Annotated in this window: 17 protein-coding genes; 14 read left to right on the top strand and 3 right to left on the bottom strand. The window is 68.8% G+C overall.

Translation table 11 applies throughout. From position 1 onward, the window contains the following. The first annotated feature begins 43 nt into the window (after nt 1-43). The 9 genes from ACLJOO_RS12980 to ACLJOO_RS12940 are packed head-to-tail and all read left to right on the top strand — an operon-like array spanning nt 44 to nt 7,235. The gene (locus tag ACLJOO_RS12980; RefSeq protein WP_410787216.1) at nt 44-343 is read left to right on the top strand and encodes a GNAT family N-acetyltransferase; all 300 of its coding nucleotides are present in this window, start codon (nt 44-46) and stop codon (nt 341-343) included. Continuing rightward, a complete protein-coding gene (locus tag ACLJOO_RS12975) occupies nt 340-876 on the top strand; it encodes a YbaK/EbsC family protein (RefSeq protein WP_410787214.1) in 537 nt (178 codons plus the stop codon). The genes ACLJOO_RS12980 and ACLJOO_RS12975 overlap by 4 nt, the downstream gene beginning before the upstream one ends. A gap of 4 nt (nt 877-880) precedes the next feature. Then, complete coding sequence (locus ACLJOO_RS12970; protein WP_410787213.1) at nt 881-2,332, top strand: cobyric acid synthase; 1,452 nt, start codon at nt 881-883, stop codon at nt 2,330-2,332. Continuing rightward, nucleotides 2,329-2,892: a DinB family protein gene (locus tag ACLJOO_RS12965; protein ID WP_410787212.1), complete on the top strand. Its 564-nt coding sequence runs from the start codon at nt 2,329-2,331 to the stop codon at nt 2,890-2,892. Before ACLJOO_RS12970 ends, ACLJOO_RS12965 begins: the two co-directional genes overlap by 4 nt. Beyond that, nucleotides 2,885-3,793, top strand: a complete 909-nt coding sequence (locus ACLJOO_RS12960; protein WP_410787211.1) for an RNA polymerase sigma-70 factor — start codon at nt 2,885-2,887, stop codon at nt 3,791-3,793. Before ACLJOO_RS12965 ends, ACLJOO_RS12960 begins: the two co-directional genes overlap by 8 nt. Nucleotides 3,794-3,811: 18 nt before the next feature. Beyond that, nucleotides 3,812-4,537: an SDR family oxidoreductase gene (locus ACLJOO_RS12955; RefSeq protein WP_410787210.1), complete on the top strand. Its 726-nt coding sequence runs from the start codon at nt 3,812-3,814 to the stop codon at nt 4,535-4,537. Beyond that, complete coding sequence (locus tag ACLJOO_RS12950) at nt 4,534-4,923, top strand: DUF4345 family protein (protein ID WP_410787209.1); 390 nt, start codon at nt 4,534-4,536, stop codon at nt 4,921-4,923. Before ACLJOO_RS12955 ends, ACLJOO_RS12950 begins: the two co-directional genes overlap by 4 nt. 34 nt (nt 4,924-4,957) lie before the next feature. Continuing rightward, nucleotides 4,958-6,079: a CaiB/BaiF CoA transferase family protein gene (locus ACLJOO_RS12945; RefSeq protein ID WP_410787208.1), complete on the top strand. Its 1,122-nt coding sequence runs from the start codon at nt 4,958-4,960 to the stop codon at nt 6,077-6,079. Nucleotides 6,080-6,092: 13 nt separating this feature from the next. Next, on the top strand, nt 6,093-7,235 hold the full coding sequence (locus tag ACLJOO_RS12940; protein WP_410787207.1) for an acyl-CoA dehydrogenase family protein: 1,143 nt from the start codon (nt 6,093-6,095) through the stop codon (nt 7,233-7,235). Nucleotides 7,236-7,461: 226 nt separating this feature from the next. On the opposite strand, the gene ACLJOO_RS12935 is transcribed toward ACLJOO_RS12940, so the two are convergent. Beyond that, nucleotides 7,462-8,184 carry an ANTAR domain-containing protein gene (locus ACLJOO_RS12935; RefSeq protein WP_410787206.1) on the bottom strand — a complete coding sequence of 241 codons (723 nt, stop codon included), beginning with the start codon at nt 8,182-8,184 and terminating at the stop codon, nt 7,462-7,464. After that, complete coding sequence (locus ACLJOO_RS12930) at nt 8,181-8,969, bottom strand: GAF and ANTAR domain-containing protein (RefSeq protein WP_410787205.1); 789 nt, start codon at nt 8,967-8,969, stop codon at nt 8,181-8,183. Before ACLJOO_RS12930 ends, ACLJOO_RS12935 begins: the two co-directional genes overlap by 4 nt. 274 nt (nt 8,970-9,243) lie before the next feature. Here ACLJOO_RS12930 and ACLJOO_RS12925 point away from each other — a divergent pair, with 274 nt between their 5' ends. From ACLJOO_RS12925 to ACLJOO_RS12915, 3 genes are read left to right on the top strand one after another with little or no spacing between them, the layout of a single operon-like run. Further along, the gene (locus ACLJOO_RS12925) at nt 9,244-9,840 is read left to right on the top strand and encodes a sulfite oxidase-like oxidoreductase (protein ID WP_410787204.1); all 597 of its coding nucleotides are present in this window, start codon (nt 9,244-9,246) and stop codon (nt 9,838-9,840) included. Further along, nucleotides 9,810-10,568 carry a ferredoxin reductase gene (locus ACLJOO_RS12920; protein ID WP_410787203.1) on the top strand — a complete coding sequence of 253 codons (759 nt, stop codon included), beginning with the start codon at nt 9,810-9,812 and terminating at the stop codon, nt 10,566-10,568. Before ACLJOO_RS12925 ends, ACLJOO_RS12920 begins: the two co-directional genes overlap by 31 nt. Beyond that, entirely contained in the window at nt 10,565-10,825 is a 261-nt protein-coding gene (locus tag ACLJOO_RS12915) for a DUF6510 family protein (protein WP_410787202.1), read from the top strand. The genes ACLJOO_RS12920 and ACLJOO_RS12915 overlap by 4 nt, the downstream gene beginning before the upstream one ends. Before the next feature lies 1 nt (nt 10,826). On the opposite strand, the gene ACLJOO_RS12910 is transcribed toward ACLJOO_RS12915, so the two are convergent. Further along, nucleotides 10,827-11,573, bottom strand: a complete 747-nt coding sequence (locus tag ACLJOO_RS12910; protein WP_410787200.1) for a MerR family transcriptional regulator — start codon at nt 11,571-11,573, stop codon at nt 10,827-10,829. A 62-nt stretch (nt 11,574-11,635) separates the two neighbouring features. On the opposite strand from ACLJOO_RS12910, the gene ACLJOO_RS12905 reads away from it, so the two are divergent. Then, nucleotides 11,636-12,856, top strand: a complete 1,221-nt coding sequence (locus ACLJOO_RS12905; protein WP_410787198.1) for an acetyl-CoA C-acetyltransferase — start codon at nt 11,636-11,638, stop codon at nt 12,854-12,856. Beyond that, nucleotides 12,853-14,988, top strand: a complete 2,136-nt coding sequence (locus ACLJOO_RS12900) for a 3-hydroxyacyl-CoA dehydrogenase NAD-binding domain-containing protein (RefSeq protein WP_410787197.1) — start codon at nt 12,853-12,855, stop codon at nt 14,986-14,988. Before ACLJOO_RS12905 ends, ACLJOO_RS12900 begins: the two co-directional genes overlap by 4 nt. The last annotated feature ends 119 nt before the right edge of the window (nt 14,989-15,107 follow it).

Below are 15,107 nucleotides of genomic sequence, written 5' to 3'. Positions count from 1 at the left end.
CTAGGACACGGTCGGTCCAATGCGGCTGGCTAGAGTGGCGGGCATGGAGAACGAGATCAGCGTGGTGGACGCGAAGGACCGGAGCCGGTACGAGGCGGTCGACTCCGACGGCAACCTGATGGGCTTCGTCGACTACCGGTTGCACCCCGGAGTGATCAGCTTCATCCATGCCGAGACGCTGCCGGAGTTCCGCGGCCGCGGTGTGGCCGGCCGGATCGCGACCGAGTCGCTCGACGACGCACGGGCCCTCGGGCTCCAGGTCAAGCCGCTCTGCCCGTTCTACATCGACTTCCTCGCCGAGCACACCGAGTACGCCGACCTCGTGAAGGGTGCGGCCGAGTGACGGCGCCAGTGCTGGGCAAGCTCGAGTGGAAGGCAGCCGCCGAGGTCCCGGAGCTGCTGGCCGAGCCGGTTCGCGACGCTCTCGGGTCGATCCCGGCGTACGCAGCCGCGATCGATCCCGGCCTGGCCGACACGGCCGCGTTCTGCGCCGAGTACGACGTACCGATGGCCGCGTCGGCGAACTGCGTGATCGTCCACGGCAAGCGGGCCGGGGAGTCGACGTACGCCGCGGTGATGGTGCTCGCCACCCACCGGGCCGACGTGAACGGGGTGATCCGCAAGCACCTCGGCGTCCGGAAGATCTCGTTCGCCGCGCAGGACGACGCGGTCAGCACGACCAGGATGGAGTACGGCGGCATCACGCCGGTCGGGCTGCCCGCGGACTGGCCCGTCCTGGTCGACGAGGCCGTCGCGAACGCCGGCCCGGTCGTGATCGGCAGCGGAATGCGCGCCTCCAAACTCCTCATCGACGGCGCCGACCTGGCCAAGCTCCCCACCGCCGAAGTACTGCAACTAGCCTCACCCGCGAGCTGACCGAGTGGGTTCGCTGCTGATCGCCGGTACGACGTCCGACGCCGGGAAGACGACCGTCGTCACCGGGCTGTGCCGGTGGCTGGCGCGGCAGGGTGTGCGGGTGGCGCCGTACAAGGCGCAGAACATGTCGAACAACTCGATGGTGTGCGCGGACGGCACCGAGATCGGCCGCGCGCAGTGGATCCAGGCCGTTGCCGCCGGCGCCGAGCCCGAGGCTGCGATGAACCCGGTGCTGCTCAAACCGGGCAGCGACCGGCGCAGCCACGTCGTCCTGATGGGCGAGCCGTGGGGTGAGCTGTCCGCCCGCGGTTTCCTGACCGAGCGCGCGGAGCTGGCGAAGGCGGCGTTCGCGGCGTACGACGATCTCGCGTCGAGGTACGACGTGGTGATCAGCGAGGGCGCGGGCAGCCCGACCGAGATCAACCTGCGGCAGTCGGACTACGTGAACCTGGGGCTCGCGCAGCACACCAGGGCTCCGGTCGTCGTGGTCGGCGACATCGACCGCGGGGGAGTGTTCGCGTCGATGTTCGGGACTGTCGCGTTGCTCGACGCCGCCGATCAGGCGCTGATCAGCGGGTTCTTGGTGAACAAGTTCCGCGGCGATGTCTCGCTCCTGCAGCCGGGGATCGACATGCTCGCGTCGGTCACCGGCCGCCCGACGTACGGCGTACTGCCGTGGCTGCCCGAGCTGTGGCTGGACTCCGAGGACGCGCTGGACATCCCGGTACGGCGTACCTCGCCGGGCGATCTGTTGACGATCGCGGTGGTGCGGTTCCCGCGGATCAGCAACTTCACCGACCTCGACGCGCTGGCGGTGGAGCCGACCAACAGCGTGTTCTTCACCACGAGCCCGGGCGAGGTCCGCGACGCCGACCTGGTCGTGTTGCCGGGTTCGCGCGCGACCAGCGCCGACCTGGAGTGGTTGCGGTCACTCGGCCTCGCCGACGCTGTGGCCTCACGGGTCGCTGATGGCCGTCCGGTGCTCGGCATCTGCGGTGGTTACCAGATGCTCGGCGCAACGATCTCCGACCCGCACGGGGTCGAGTCGGGTGGCTCGTCGGCCGGTCTCGGGTTATTGCCGGTAGCAACCACGTTTGCCCGCGAGAAGACGCTGGCCCGTCCGGCGCGAACGGCGTACGAGATCCACCACGGCGTTGTCGAGGTAGTTGGTGACGCCGACGAGTTCCCGGGCGGCTGCCGGGCGGGGAACACGTGGGGCACGATCTGGCACGGTCTGCTGGACGACGATGCCGCACGCCATACGTTCCTCACCGAGGTCGCCGCGCTCACCGGCAAGCCCGCACCCGACGGCTCGGTCTCCTTCGCTGGCCTGCGCGAGGAACGGCTGGACCGCCTCGCCGACATGATCGACGAGTACGCCGACACCGCCGCGCTCCTGCACCTGATCGAGCACGGCGCGCCACCCGTCCCATTCATCCCACCGGGAGCGCCGTGAAGTCCCACCTCCAGCAGTATCTCCAGGACACCCGCGCGCTGCTGCTCGCCAAGCTCGACGGGATCAGTGAGTACGACCGGCGGCGTCCGCTCGTACCGTCCGGGACCAATCTGCTCGGGCTCGTGAAGCACCTGGTCGGCATCGAGTACGTGTACCTCGGGACGAGCGTGGGTCGCCCGCCGGCCGACGTACTGCCGTGGGAGGCGGACGGATCGGTGTGGGAGGGCGCCGACATGTGGGCGAAGCCGGATGAGTCGACGGAGTACATCACCGGCCTCTACCGCGAGGCCTGCGCCCACAGCGACCGCTCCATCGCCGAGCTCGACCTGGACCATCCGGCGGAGGTCCCGCACTGGGCCGAGGGTAAGCGCGGTACGACGTTCGGTGCCCTGCTGGTCCGCGTCGTCGACGAGACCGCCCACCACGCCGGCCACGCCGACATCGTCCGCGAACTGATCGACGGCCAGGGCGGGAAGGACGCCGACCTGCTCGACGAGGCCGCCTGGACCGACTACTACGCGAAGATCCAGCGAGCCGCGGAGACGTTCCGGGATGGATGATTTCGAGCGGCTGCGGGGGCGGTTGTTCGGGATCGCGTACCGGATGACCGGTACGGCGACCGATGCCGAGGAGATTCTGCAGGACGCGTGGCTGCGTTGGCAGGATGTCGACAGTTCCTCGGTGCAGAACCCGGACGCGTACCTGGCGAAGATGGTCACCAACCTGTCCATCAACCAGTTGACGTCGGCGCGGGCACGGCGGGAGTTGTACGTCGGGGAGTGGCTGCCGGAGCCTGTGCTGACCGGGCGGGCCGAGTTCGATGCACTCGGGCCGTTGGAGATTGTGGCGGAGCGGGAGTCGGTGTCGTTCGCGCTGTTGCTCCTGCTCGAACGGCTGACGCCGGCCGAGCGAGCGGCGTACGTGCTGCACGAGGCGTTCGCCTACGGGTACCGCGAGGTCGCCGAGCTGATCGGCACGACGGAGGCGAACGCGCGGCAATTGGCGTCGCGTGCTCGCAAGCGGCTCGCCGCCGAGCCGCGCCAGGAGCGACCGGTCGACCGGGCCGAATGGCAGAAACTCGTCGAGCGGTTCCTGGCCGCGGCCCAGTCCGGGGAGATCGAGGCGCTCGAGCGGGTGCTGGCCGAGGACGTCGTGACCACGGCCGACGGCGGTGGCGAGGTGACCGCCGCGCGGAAGCAGGTCTTCGGCCGCGAGCGGGTCGCACGCTACGTGATCGGCACCCTCCATCGCTTCGGCGCCGGGATCGAGCCGTACCTGGTGGAGGCGAACGGTGGTCCCGCACTGGTTGCCGCCATGCCCGACGGCGTGGTCGCCGTCTGCTTCATCGAGGCCGGACCGGACGGCATGACCGACCTCCGGTTCGTGATGAACCCGGACAAGCTCAGGTACGCGGTCGGGCAGCTGTCACGAATCGGAGGGCCACGAGGTCTTAGCTGGTAACCGAAAGGAATCCAGTACATGACTTCCATCCTTGTCACCGGCGGAACCGGCACGCTTGGCCGGCCGACCGTGGCCCGGCTGCGCGCCGCCGACCATCAGGTCCGCGTACTGAGCCGGAAGCCCGGACCCGACCGGGTCGTCGCAGACCTGACGACCGGCGTGGGACTGGCGGCGGCCACCGGGGGAGCGGACGTGATCGTGCACCTGGCGACCAGTCAGGGCCGCCGGGACATCCAGCAGACCCGGAACCTGCTCGAAGCCGCCGGGGGTGTGCAGCACCTGATCGTGATGTCGATTGCCGGCATCGACCGCATCCCGCTGGCGTACTACAAGCACAAACTCGAGGCCGAGCGCCTGGTCGCCGAGTCGGGCGTGCCGTACACGATCCTGCGGGCGACCCAGTTCCACAACCTCGTCGACCGCGTTCTCACCAGCCAACGCTTCCTGCCGGTGGTGCTCGCCCCCGCGATCACGCTGCAGCCGATCGCCGTCGAGGACGTCGCGGTCCGGCTCGCCGAGCTCGTCGACGCGCCTCCGCTCAAGGGGCGCGCCGCGGACATCGGCGGCCCGGAGCGCCGGCCTGTCGTCGAACTGGCCCAGATGTGGAAGCGGTCTCGGTCGTCGCACCGACCGGTGGTGCCGTTGCGATTGGGTGGCAAGACATTCCGCGCGTTCGCCGCCGGCGCGGCGACGGTCGACGGTCCGGCGTACGGGCGGATCACGTTCGCGGACTACCTCGGATGAGGGCCTATGTCCGCGCGGTGCTGATCGTCTTGGCCGCGCTCCAGCTGGTGCTCGGCGTCTGGCTGACGTTCGCGCCGAAGACGTTCTACGACAACGTGCCGACGGTCGACTGGGATCCGCCGTTCGCCGAGCACGCGTTCCGCGACTTCGGTGCGGCGTCACTCGGCCTGGGCATCGTCCTGACCGCCGCCGCGATCCGCCTCGACCGCTACCTCGTGACCTTGGCACTACTGGCCTATCTCGCGTTCTCGGTGCCGCACACGGTCTTCCACCTCGGTCATCTCGACGGTCACGAGCCCGGCTGGTCGATCGTGCTGGCCGTGTTCGTGAGTCTGATGGTGGTGCTGCCGCTCACCGCTTTGCCGGGGACGCGCACGTTGACTTGACGACTGTGACAGTAGGACTGTCACAATAGCGTCCATGGGTCCACTCGAGGGCGTGAAGGTTGTCGAGCTGGCCGGCCTCGGTCCGGCGCCGTTCGCCTGCATGATGCTGGCCGAGCTCGGCGCCGAGGTGCTGCGGATCGATCGCCCCGGCGGCGGGGCGTCGATGGGCCCGCCGGAGCTGGATCTGGTCAACCGCGGGCGTCGCAGCGCGGCCCTGGACCTCAAGCAGCCGACCGCGGTCGACGTCGTACGGCGGCTGGTCGCGCAGGCCGACATACTGGTCGAAGGGTTCCGGCCCGGGGTAGCCGAGCGGCTCGGGCTCGGGCCGGCGGACTGTCACGCGATCAACCCGCGGCTGGTGTACGGGCGGATGACCGGGTGGGGGCAGGACGGGCCGCTCGCGCAGGCGGCTGGGCACGACATCGACTACCTCGCGCTGTCCGGCGCGCTGCATCTGATCGGGCGCGCCGGTGGACCGCCGCAGGTGCCGGCGAACCTGCTCGGTGACTTCGCGGGCGGATCGCTGTACCTCGTGATCGGCGTACTCGCGGCGCTCAACGAGGCCCAGCGCAGCGGTCAGGGACAGGTCGTGGACGCCGCGATTGTCGACGGCTCGGCGCACCTGACCACGATGCTGCTCGGGGCGCTCGCCGCCGGGTCGTGGCGGCAGGAGCGTGGGACGAACCTGCTGGACACCGGCGCGCCGTTCTACGACGTGTACGAGACCGCGGACGGGAATCACGTCGCGGTCGGGGCGCTCGAGCCGCAGTTCTACGCCGAGTTGATCGACAAGCTTGGTCTGGACGCGCCCGACCGCAACGATTCTTCGCGCTGGCCGGAGTTGCGGAAGGTGCTGACCGAGACGTTCCGGCAGCGGACGCAGGCGGAGTGGACGGAGCTGTTCGACGGCTCGGACGCCTGTGTCGCACCGGTACTGCCGCTGGCCGGCGACCATCCGCATCTTGTTGCCCGAGGCACCTTTGTGGACCACTACGGCATGCGGCAGGCGGCCCCCGCGCCGCGCTTCGACCGTACGCCGACCAGCCTCGACCGACCGCCCGCGCGGCCGGGGGAGCACACCCGGGAAGCCTTGGCCGACTGGGGAATCACCGACATCGAGCACTTGCTGGACGTCGGCGCCGCCGTACAGGAGTGAGAGGAAACCGCCCGTGGAACGTCAGCTTTTCGACGCCGATCACGACGCCTTCCGGGAGACCGTCCGGTCGTTCTGCGACAAGGAGATCGTCCCGCACCACGACAGCTGGGAGGACGCCGGGATCGTCCCGCGCGAGCTGTGGACCGCGGCCGGCGAGACGGGCCTGCTCGGCTTCATGATGCCGGAGCAGTACGGCGGTGGCGGCGTGCGTGACTTCCGGTTCAATACCGTTCTGATCGAGGAGCTGACCCGGGTTCGCGCGAGCGGGGTCGGCTTCACCATCCACACCGACATCAATTCGGCGTACCTGCTGGACTACGCGACCGACGAGCAGAAGGCGCGCTGGCTGCCGGCGTTCTGTTCGGGGGAGACGATCACCGCGATCGCGATGACCGAGCCCGGGGCCGGCAGCGACCTGCAGGGCATTCAGACCACCGCGCGGCGCGACGGCGACCACTACGTGCTGAACGGGCAGAAAACGTTCATTTCCAACGGGATCCTCGCCGACCTGGTGATCGTCGTGGCGAAGACCGATCCGGATGCCGGTGCGCAGGGGATCTCGCTGATCGTGGTCGAGCGGGGGATGCCCGGGTTCGAGCGCGGGCGGAACCTGGACAAGATCGGGCTGAAGGCGCAGGACACCGCGGAGCTGTTCTTCGACAACGTCCGGGTCCCTGTGGACAACCTGCTCGGCGAGGAGGGCAAGGGCTTCATCTACTTGATGGAGAAGCTGCCCCAGGAGCGGTTGACGATCGCGGTGGTCGCGGCCGCCGCCTGCGAGAACCTCCTCGAGGACACGCTGCGCTACGTGAAGGACCGCAAGGCGTTCGGCCGTCCGATCGGGTCGTTCCAGAACAGTCGGTTCGTCCTCGCGGAGCTCGCCACCGAGACCCAGATCGCCCGGGTGTTCGTCGACCGCTGCATCCAGGAGCTGAACGCAGGCACCCTGACCGTGGCCGAGGCGGCGATGGCCAAGTGGTGGACCACCGAGCTGCAGAAGAAGGTCGTCGACCGGTGCCTGCAGCTGCACGGCGGCTACGGCTTCATGACCGAGTACCCGATCGCCAAGGCCTACCTGGACACCCGCATCCAAACCATCTACGGCGGCACCACCGAGATCATGAAGGAAATCATCGGTCGGTCGATGGGCGTCTAGACGCAGGGGAACCGTCGCTCGGTCCGCACGCGGGTGGCCGTTGCGACGGATCCTGCGCCTGCTCACCAGCCAGGCGGTGCGAACGTCCTGGGCTGAGTATCACCGTGTGTCGTACCCGACCCCTCCCAGCAGCGCGACACACCTTGGCGCCGGGGTCTTGGGCGTGCCCGAACAGGCGCATTCAGCCTAGCCGGTAGGGCAGTCGGGGCACCATGGCTCGTGGCAACTACTCCGGCGTCCGGGTGAGCGTGAGCCTGGCCTGTACGACGTCCTTCGCGACATCGGTCAGGCGGCGGTTGTTCGCCCGGGCGTACGAACGCATCAAAGCGAACGCCTCGTCGACGTCGATGTCGAGGCTGTGGCTGAGGAATCCCTTCGCCTGCTCGATCACGATCCGGCTGTCCAGAGCGGTCTGGAGCTGCTCGGTGACGATCTCCTGGCGGGCCATCGCGCGTTGGTGCACGATGCCGATCGTGGCCGCGTCGGCCAGCGCCTGCCCCAGGGTGATGGTGTCGGCATCCAGCTCCCCGGTGGCCGGACTGAACAGGGCTACCGCCCCGAGGACGGTGTCGCGCAAGCGCATCGGCAACGCCTGCACCGAGAGGTAGCCGGTGCTGACCGCGGCGGCGGTGAAGCGCGGCCAGCGGTCGCGAGCGGTCCGCAGGTCCGGATGCTGCACCGGGCGGCCGGTGCTGTACGCGTCGAAGCACGGGCCCTCGAGGTTCTGCAGCTGGATCAGCTCGATCAGCCGTGCCTGTTCGGTAGAGGCCGCGACCAGGTTCAGCGCACCGTGATGGTCGGCGAGGAGAATCCCACAGGCCGACACCCCCAGCAGTTCGCTGCAACGAGCGGCGAGCCGGTCCAAGAACTCGATGACGTCGAAGTCGTCCACGAGCGTGTCCGACAGTTCGATGAACACCTCGCGCAATCTGCGATCGGATGCACTCATCGGTCCTCCTCCTGTTCCTTCTCGGCCGTTTCGGGGTCTGTCGGCTGCGGCTTCGGCGGTGGATCGCTGCCGGGGCGCCGGTCACCGTCGAGGTGCAGGCGATCGGACATCACGTCGATGGCCACCTTGTACAACGACAGGCCACTGCTGTAGGTGTAGGCGCGCAGCCTGGCCAGCGCGTCGGTGACACTGATGCTCTGCTGGGAGGCGAGTCTGCCCGCGGCCTGGTGGACCTCGGCCCGGCGAGCGGTGAAGGCCGCCTCGATCACCTCGTCGAGGTCCGCACTGACGCCCTCGCGGCTGTCCAGGGCGAGGACGAGGAGGGTGTCGGCGAACACCAACCCCTCCTCCAGTTGCTCACGCTGCAGCGGTCCCGGCTCCCGCCGGTAAACGGTCAGTACGCCGACGCGCGCGGCGCCGGCGGCGACCGGGAACGCGAAGACGCCGCGCATACCGCGTGCGCCACCAGCCGCGGCGAAGGCCGGCCACCGCCGGCCGGCCGCGATCGCGGCCAGGTCCGGCTCGAGCACCGGCGTACTGGTGGCCGCCGACTCACCGCTCGGCCCTTCACCCAGCTCGAACTGCAGTTCGTCCAGTTCGCGGATCTCCGGGCCCGTGGCCAGCACCGGCTCGAGCAGCCCGCCGTCATGCGTCATCGCGAGCCCGGCGCCGGTCGCGGAGAGGGCCTGGGCGCAGGCCGTCACGGCGTGCGCCAGCGACGGGGTCGCGCCGTTCGCAACGGCTCTGACCGCTCCCCACACCCTCGCGCTGCGGTCGTGATCCACCCAATCCGTCCAGACTCGAACCGCCACTGGGCAGATGGCCCGCCCTAGCGGTCGGATCGTAGGAAGGTTGTTCATAGCGCCGCACGTCACCAAGAGACTCTTCTGCGGCCGCGCCCCTGTCCGGTCCCCAGCTCCGCCGGTCCGGCCGCCTGAGTATGACCAGTACCCGATGCCGCGCTCCCCATCCGCAGTCTAGGCCCGCGTTCGGCCCGTGGCACTCCCTGCGCGCAGGTCCACCGTGATTGACTGCCTCCAGGAGCCGAGGGAGGTCGTTATGGGCATCGTGTCGCCGGGGTTCACAGGTCGGCGCGGCGGTGGGAAGGATCTGCCGCCGGGGCAGTACCTGACGCACGAGTTTCCGGTGCTGTCGGCGGGACCGACGCCGCACATCCTGACCGATCACTGGGAGTTCACGGTCACCACGGAGACCGGCGAGAAGTACAAGTGGGACTGGGCGGCGCTGACGGCGTTGCCGGCCGAGGAGATCACCAAGGACATCCACTGTGTGACCCGGTGGTCCAAACTGCAGACGACCTGGAAGGGCGTCTCACTGGACACGCTGCTCGCGGACGTCGAGACCGGCGCGGACTTCGCGATGGCGCACAGCTACGGCGGCTACACCACGAACGTGCCGCTCGAGGACCTGCTCGACGGGCAGTCCTGGATCGCCTACGAGTACGACGGTGAGCCGCTCGACCCCGAGCACGGCGGACCCGCGCGACTCCTCGTTCCGCACCTGTACTTCTGGAAGAGCGCCAAATGGGTCCGGGGCCTGGTGCTGTCCGACACCGAGGACCTCGGCTTCTGGGAGACCGCCGGCTATCACGAGTACGGAGACCCATGGAAAGAACAGCGATACGCCGGCGACTGACGTGGCAGGTTGCCACAGTGATCGACGTACGGCGGGAGACCGGGACGGCTCGCACGATCGTGCTCGACGTACCGGACTGGCCGGGGCATCTCGCGGGACAGCATCTCGACGTACGGCTGACCGCGGAGGACGGGTACCGGGCGTCGCGGTCCTACTCTCTCGCGTCGGCCTGGTCCTCGTCGTCCTCGAACACGATCGAGCTGACCGTGGAGCAGGTGCCGGGCGGTGAGGTGTCGCCGTACCTCGTCGACGTGCTGAAGGCCGGGGATCCGTTGGAGATCCGCGGACCGGTCGGCGGGTGGTTCGTGTGGAAGCCCGAGCAGGAAGGGCCGGTGCAGCTGATCGGCGGGGGATCGGGTGTCGTGCCGTTGCGGGCGATGCTGCAGGCTCATGCTGTCGCTGGTACGACGCCTGCGCGGTTGCTGTACTCCGTGCGGCGGCCGGAGTCGGTGATCTACGTGAGCGATCTGAAGGAGCTCGCCGCGTCGGACGATGTCGACGTACGGCTCGTGTACACGCGGGAGGCGCCGGCCGGCGAGCCTCGGGTCGGGCGGATCGACGCGGACGTTATCGAGCAGTACGCGTTCAAGCCCGAGGACGGCGCGACGACGTACGTGTGCGGCCCGACCCCGTTCGTGGAGGCGGTCGCGGACCTGCTGGTCGCGGCCGGGCACGACCCGGCCCGCGTCAGAACTGAACGTTTCGGCCCGACAGGAGGACCTCGATGACCGACTACTTGGACGGCAACGCGGCCGCTGGGGCGTTGAGCGAACTGTTCGCAGTCGACGTGACGACGGCGATCGCCCAATGCAACGGCTGCGGCCACACCGCCGTCTTCGCCGAGTCCCGCGTCTACGCCGACGCCCCCGGCATGATCGCCCGCTGCGCAGGCTGCGACACAGTCCTGCTCCGCGTAGTAACCACCCCCACCAACACCTACCTGGACCTCCGAGGCCTCACCTACCTCCGCGTGCCCAACTCGTAGATCAGCGGGGTTTGTGTTGGGTTCGGCGGATTGTGTCTCGTTGGGTTTCGCCTACGGCTCGTTCGTAGGCTAGGACCAGGCCTTGGATGGTGACTGGTTTGAAGCGTTCTACCAGTTGCTGGATGTGTTCCGGGGGGCCGCCGGAGTCGCGGTAGTGGGGCCAGACCTTGGTGCGGAAGACCTCGGTGAGTTCTTCGGCGATCGCGCGGCCGTGCTCGGTGAAGATCCGGCCGGCGGCCAGGACCGCCTCGACCGGGAGATCCAGGTCGAGCAGTTCCACGCCGAGACTCAGATGAGCGGTCGCGACCTGGAACACGTCCTCATCCGGCGTCGGCTCGACCACCCCGAGCGCGACGAGCATCTCGATGTCGTCGTCGTTCAGCTCCCGGCCGGTACGCCGTACCAGTGCTGCCCGATCAAGCGTCTCCGGCAGATCGCGCATCCACGGCGTCAGCAGGGTCCGGTGCAGCGCGATGTCCTGCGGTGTCGCGTCGGTGGGGATCCGGTCCAGGTACCCCTCGATCGCCTGCAATGTGAACCCGTGCGCCTGCAGCTCACGCACCAGATCGAGCCGCGCGATGTGCTCCGGCCCGTAGTACCCGACCCGCCCGCGCCGGATGGGCGGGGGTATCAGCCCTCGCCCCGCATAGAACCGCAACGTGCGCACAGTCATCCCGACCCGAGTCGACAGCTCATCGACTGTCAGGGTCACGCCTTCACGTGATGCTGCCCCCGCCACTTCCGACATGGCGCAGATCATAACGGCCCCCACTTGACCACCATGACAGCATTACTGTCACAATCGGCTGCATGACCAGCGAAGCCTTCCTGTACGACGCGATTCGGACACCGCGCGGCAAGGGCAAGCCCACCGGTGCGCTGCACGAGGTCAAGCCGATCCAGCTGATCACCGGACTGCTGCAGGAACTGCGGACCCGGCATCCCGATCTGGATCCGGCAGCGATCGACGACGTGGTGCTCGGCGTGGTGACGCCGATCGGCGACCAGGGCATGGACATCGCGCGGACCGCCGTACTGATGGCCGGCTATCCCGAGACGACCGGTGGCGTGCAGCTGAACCGCTTCTGCGCCTCGGGTCTCGAAGCCGTCAACCAGGCGGCGCAGCGGGTGCGGTCCGGGTGGGAGGACTTCATCCTGGCCGGCGGCGTCGAGTCGATGTCCCGCGTGAAGATGGGCTCCGACGGCGGTGCGTGGGCGATGGATCCGGAGACCGCTCTCGAGACTGGCTTCATCCCGCAGGGGATCAGCGCGGACCTGATCGCGACGCTCGACGGCTTCTCCCGTACCGACGTCGACGCGTACGCCGCCGAGTCGCACGCGCGGGCCGCGAAGGCGTGGGCGAACGGGTACTTCGCGCGTTCCGTCGTACCGGTCGTGGACCGGAACGGGCTGCGGATCCTGGACCACGACCAGCTCGTCCGGCCCGGGACGTCGGTCGAGACGCTGGCCGGGCTGCCGTTGTCGTTCGCGGCGATCGGGGAGCACGGCGGGTTCGACTCGGTCGCGCTGGAGAAGTACCTGACCGTCGAGCGGATCTCGCATGTGCACCATGCGGGCAACTCGTCGGGGATCGTCGACGGTGCGGCCCTGGTTGCTGTCGGCAACGAGAAGGCCGGGGAAGCGCTCGGCCAGGCACCGCGCGGCCGGGTTGTCGCGACCGGCGTCAGCGGCGCGGATCCGACGATCATGCTGACCGGTCCGGCGCCGGCCGCCCGGAAGGCGCTGGCTCGCGCGGGTCTGGATGCGAGCGACATCGACCTGTTCGAGATGAACGAGGCGTTCGCGGCCGCGGTCATGCATTTCATGAAGGATCTCGGCGTACCGCACGAGAAGGTGAACGTGAACGGCGGCGCGATCGCCCTCGGCCACCCGCTCGGCGCCACCGGCGCGATGCTGATCGGAACCCTGCTGGACGAGCTGGAGCGCCGCGAGCTCCGCTACGGACTGGCCACCCTGTGCGTCGGCGGCGGTATGGGCGTCGCAACCATCATCGAAAGGCTCGCCGCATGATCGAGTGGAAGAACGACGCGGGCGTTGTCACGCTGACGCTCAACGATCCCGACGCGTCGGCGAACACAATGAACGACGCGTACGTCGAGGCGATGGGTCGGACTGTCGAGCGCCTGACCGCGGAGAAGGCCCTGATCAAGGGCGTGATCGTGACGTCGGCGAAGTCGACGTTCTTTGCCGGCGGCAACTTGCAGCAGCTGTCGCAGATCCAGCCGTCGGACGCCGCGCAGGTGTTCGAGACGGTCGAGGAGGTCAAGCGACAGCTCAGGACCCTGGAAACGTTGGGCGTCCCGGTGGTTGCCGCGATCAACGGATCGGCGCTCGGCGGTGGGCTCGAGATCGCGCTCGCCTGTCACCACCGGATCGTTGCCGACGAGAACCGGATCGAACTCGGCGTACCCGAGGTGACGCTCGGCCTGCTGCCCGGCGGCGGGGGAGTGACCCGCACGGTCCGGATGCTCGGACTCCAGGACGCGCTGATGAAGGTGCTGCTGCAGGGCCAGCGGATGAAGCCCGCGCATGCCCTGTCGGTCGGGATCGTCGACGAGGTCGTGCCGGCCGGTGAGCTGCTCGACGCGGCCCGGCGGTGGATCTCGACGTACGACGGCGACGCCAAGCAGCCGTGGGACCGCGACGGGTACAAGATCCCCGGTGGTACGCCGTCCTCGCCGAAGCTGGCCGCGTTCCTGCCCGCGTTCCCGGCGAACCTGCGCAAGCAGCTCAAGGGCGCGCCGTACCCGGCGCCGCGGGCGATCATGAGTGCCGCAGTCGAGGGCAGCCAGGTCGACTTCGAGACCGCCTCGCGGATCGAGTCGCGGTACTTCGTGTCGCTGGCGACCGGCCAGATCGCGAAGAACATGATCCAGGCGTTCTTCTTCGACCTGCAGTCGATCAACGCGGGCGGGTCGCGGCCGGCCGGCGTACCTGCCTATCGGGCGCGGAAGGTCGGGGTGCTCGGCGCCGGGATGATGGGCGCCGGGATTGCGTATGTGTGCGCCAAGGCCGGCATCGAGGTTGTGCTCAAAGATGTTTCGTTGGAGGCGGCTGCACGCGGAAAGGAATATTCGGAAAAGCTGCTGGCGAAACAGGTCGCCAAAGGCCGGACGTCCGTTGCACAGGTCGAGGAATTCCTCGGCCGGATCACGCCGACCGGGGACCCGAGCGACCTGGCCGGGTGCGACCTGGTGATCGAGGCCGTGTTCGAGGACGGCGGGCTCAAGCAGAAGGTGTTCGCGGAGATCGCCGACGTGGTCGAGCCCGACGCGCTGCTCTGCTCGAACACCTCCACGCTGCCGATCACCGCGCTCGCCGACGGCATCGACCGGCCGGACGACTTCATCGGCATGCACTTCTTCTCGCCGGTCGACCGGATGCCGCTGGTCGAGTTGATCGTGGGGGAGAAGACCTCGGACCGGGCGATCGCGCAGGCGTACGACGTCGTACGGCAGATCAAGAAGACGCCGATCGTGGTCAACGACAGCCGCGGGTTCTTCACGTCGCGGGTCTTCGGGACGCTCGTGATGGAGGGCGCCGCGATGGTCGCCGAGGGTGTCGACCCGGTGATGATCGAGCGTGCCGCGACGCAGGCCGGGTTCCCGGCGCCGCCGCTGGCGATGCTGGACGAGGTGACGCTGACGCTGCCGCAGAAGATCCGGGACGCCGCGCGGGCGGCGGGTGACAGTGCGGGTGCGTTCGACGACCACCCTGGGATGGCGGTGACCGACCGGCTCGTCAACGAGTTCGACCGGCGGGGCAAGGCTGCCGGTGCGGGGTTCTACGACTACCCGGCCGACGGCCCGAAGCAGTTGTGGCCCGGCTTGCGGGAGCACTTCGCTGCTGATGCCGACGTTCCGCTCGTCGATCTGCAGGAGCGGATGCTGTTCGCGATGGCGCTCGAGACGGTGAAGTGCCTGGACGAGGGCGTGCTGCGCTCGGTGCCGGACGCCAACATCGGGTCGATCTTCGGGATCGGGTTCCCGCCGCTGCATGGTGGTGCCCTGCAGTATGTGAACGCCTACGGATTGTCTGCGTTCGCGGAGCGGGCACGCGCGTTGGCAGCGACGTACGGCGCTCGCTTCGAGCCGCCCGCACTGCTGCTGCGGAAGGCGGCAGCGGGCGAGATCTTCGGCTGATCACGGGCTGATACCAAATCAAGCAAACTCCACACATTCGAACAAAGAACAGCGCGCCCGGTCTTGCGCCGGGCGCGCTTTTGAGACATTGTGCTGGCACTTCTACAACGATTGACCTG

It is taken from the genome of Kribbella sp. C-35 (genome assembly GCF_046549195.1).
Taxonomy (GTDB): Bacteria; Actinomycetota; Actinomycetes; order Propionibacteriales; family Kribbellaceae; genus Kribbella.
The sequence above is the reverse complement of the archived record's forward strand: the minus strand, read 5'-3'. Positions and strand labels throughout refer to the sequence as shown.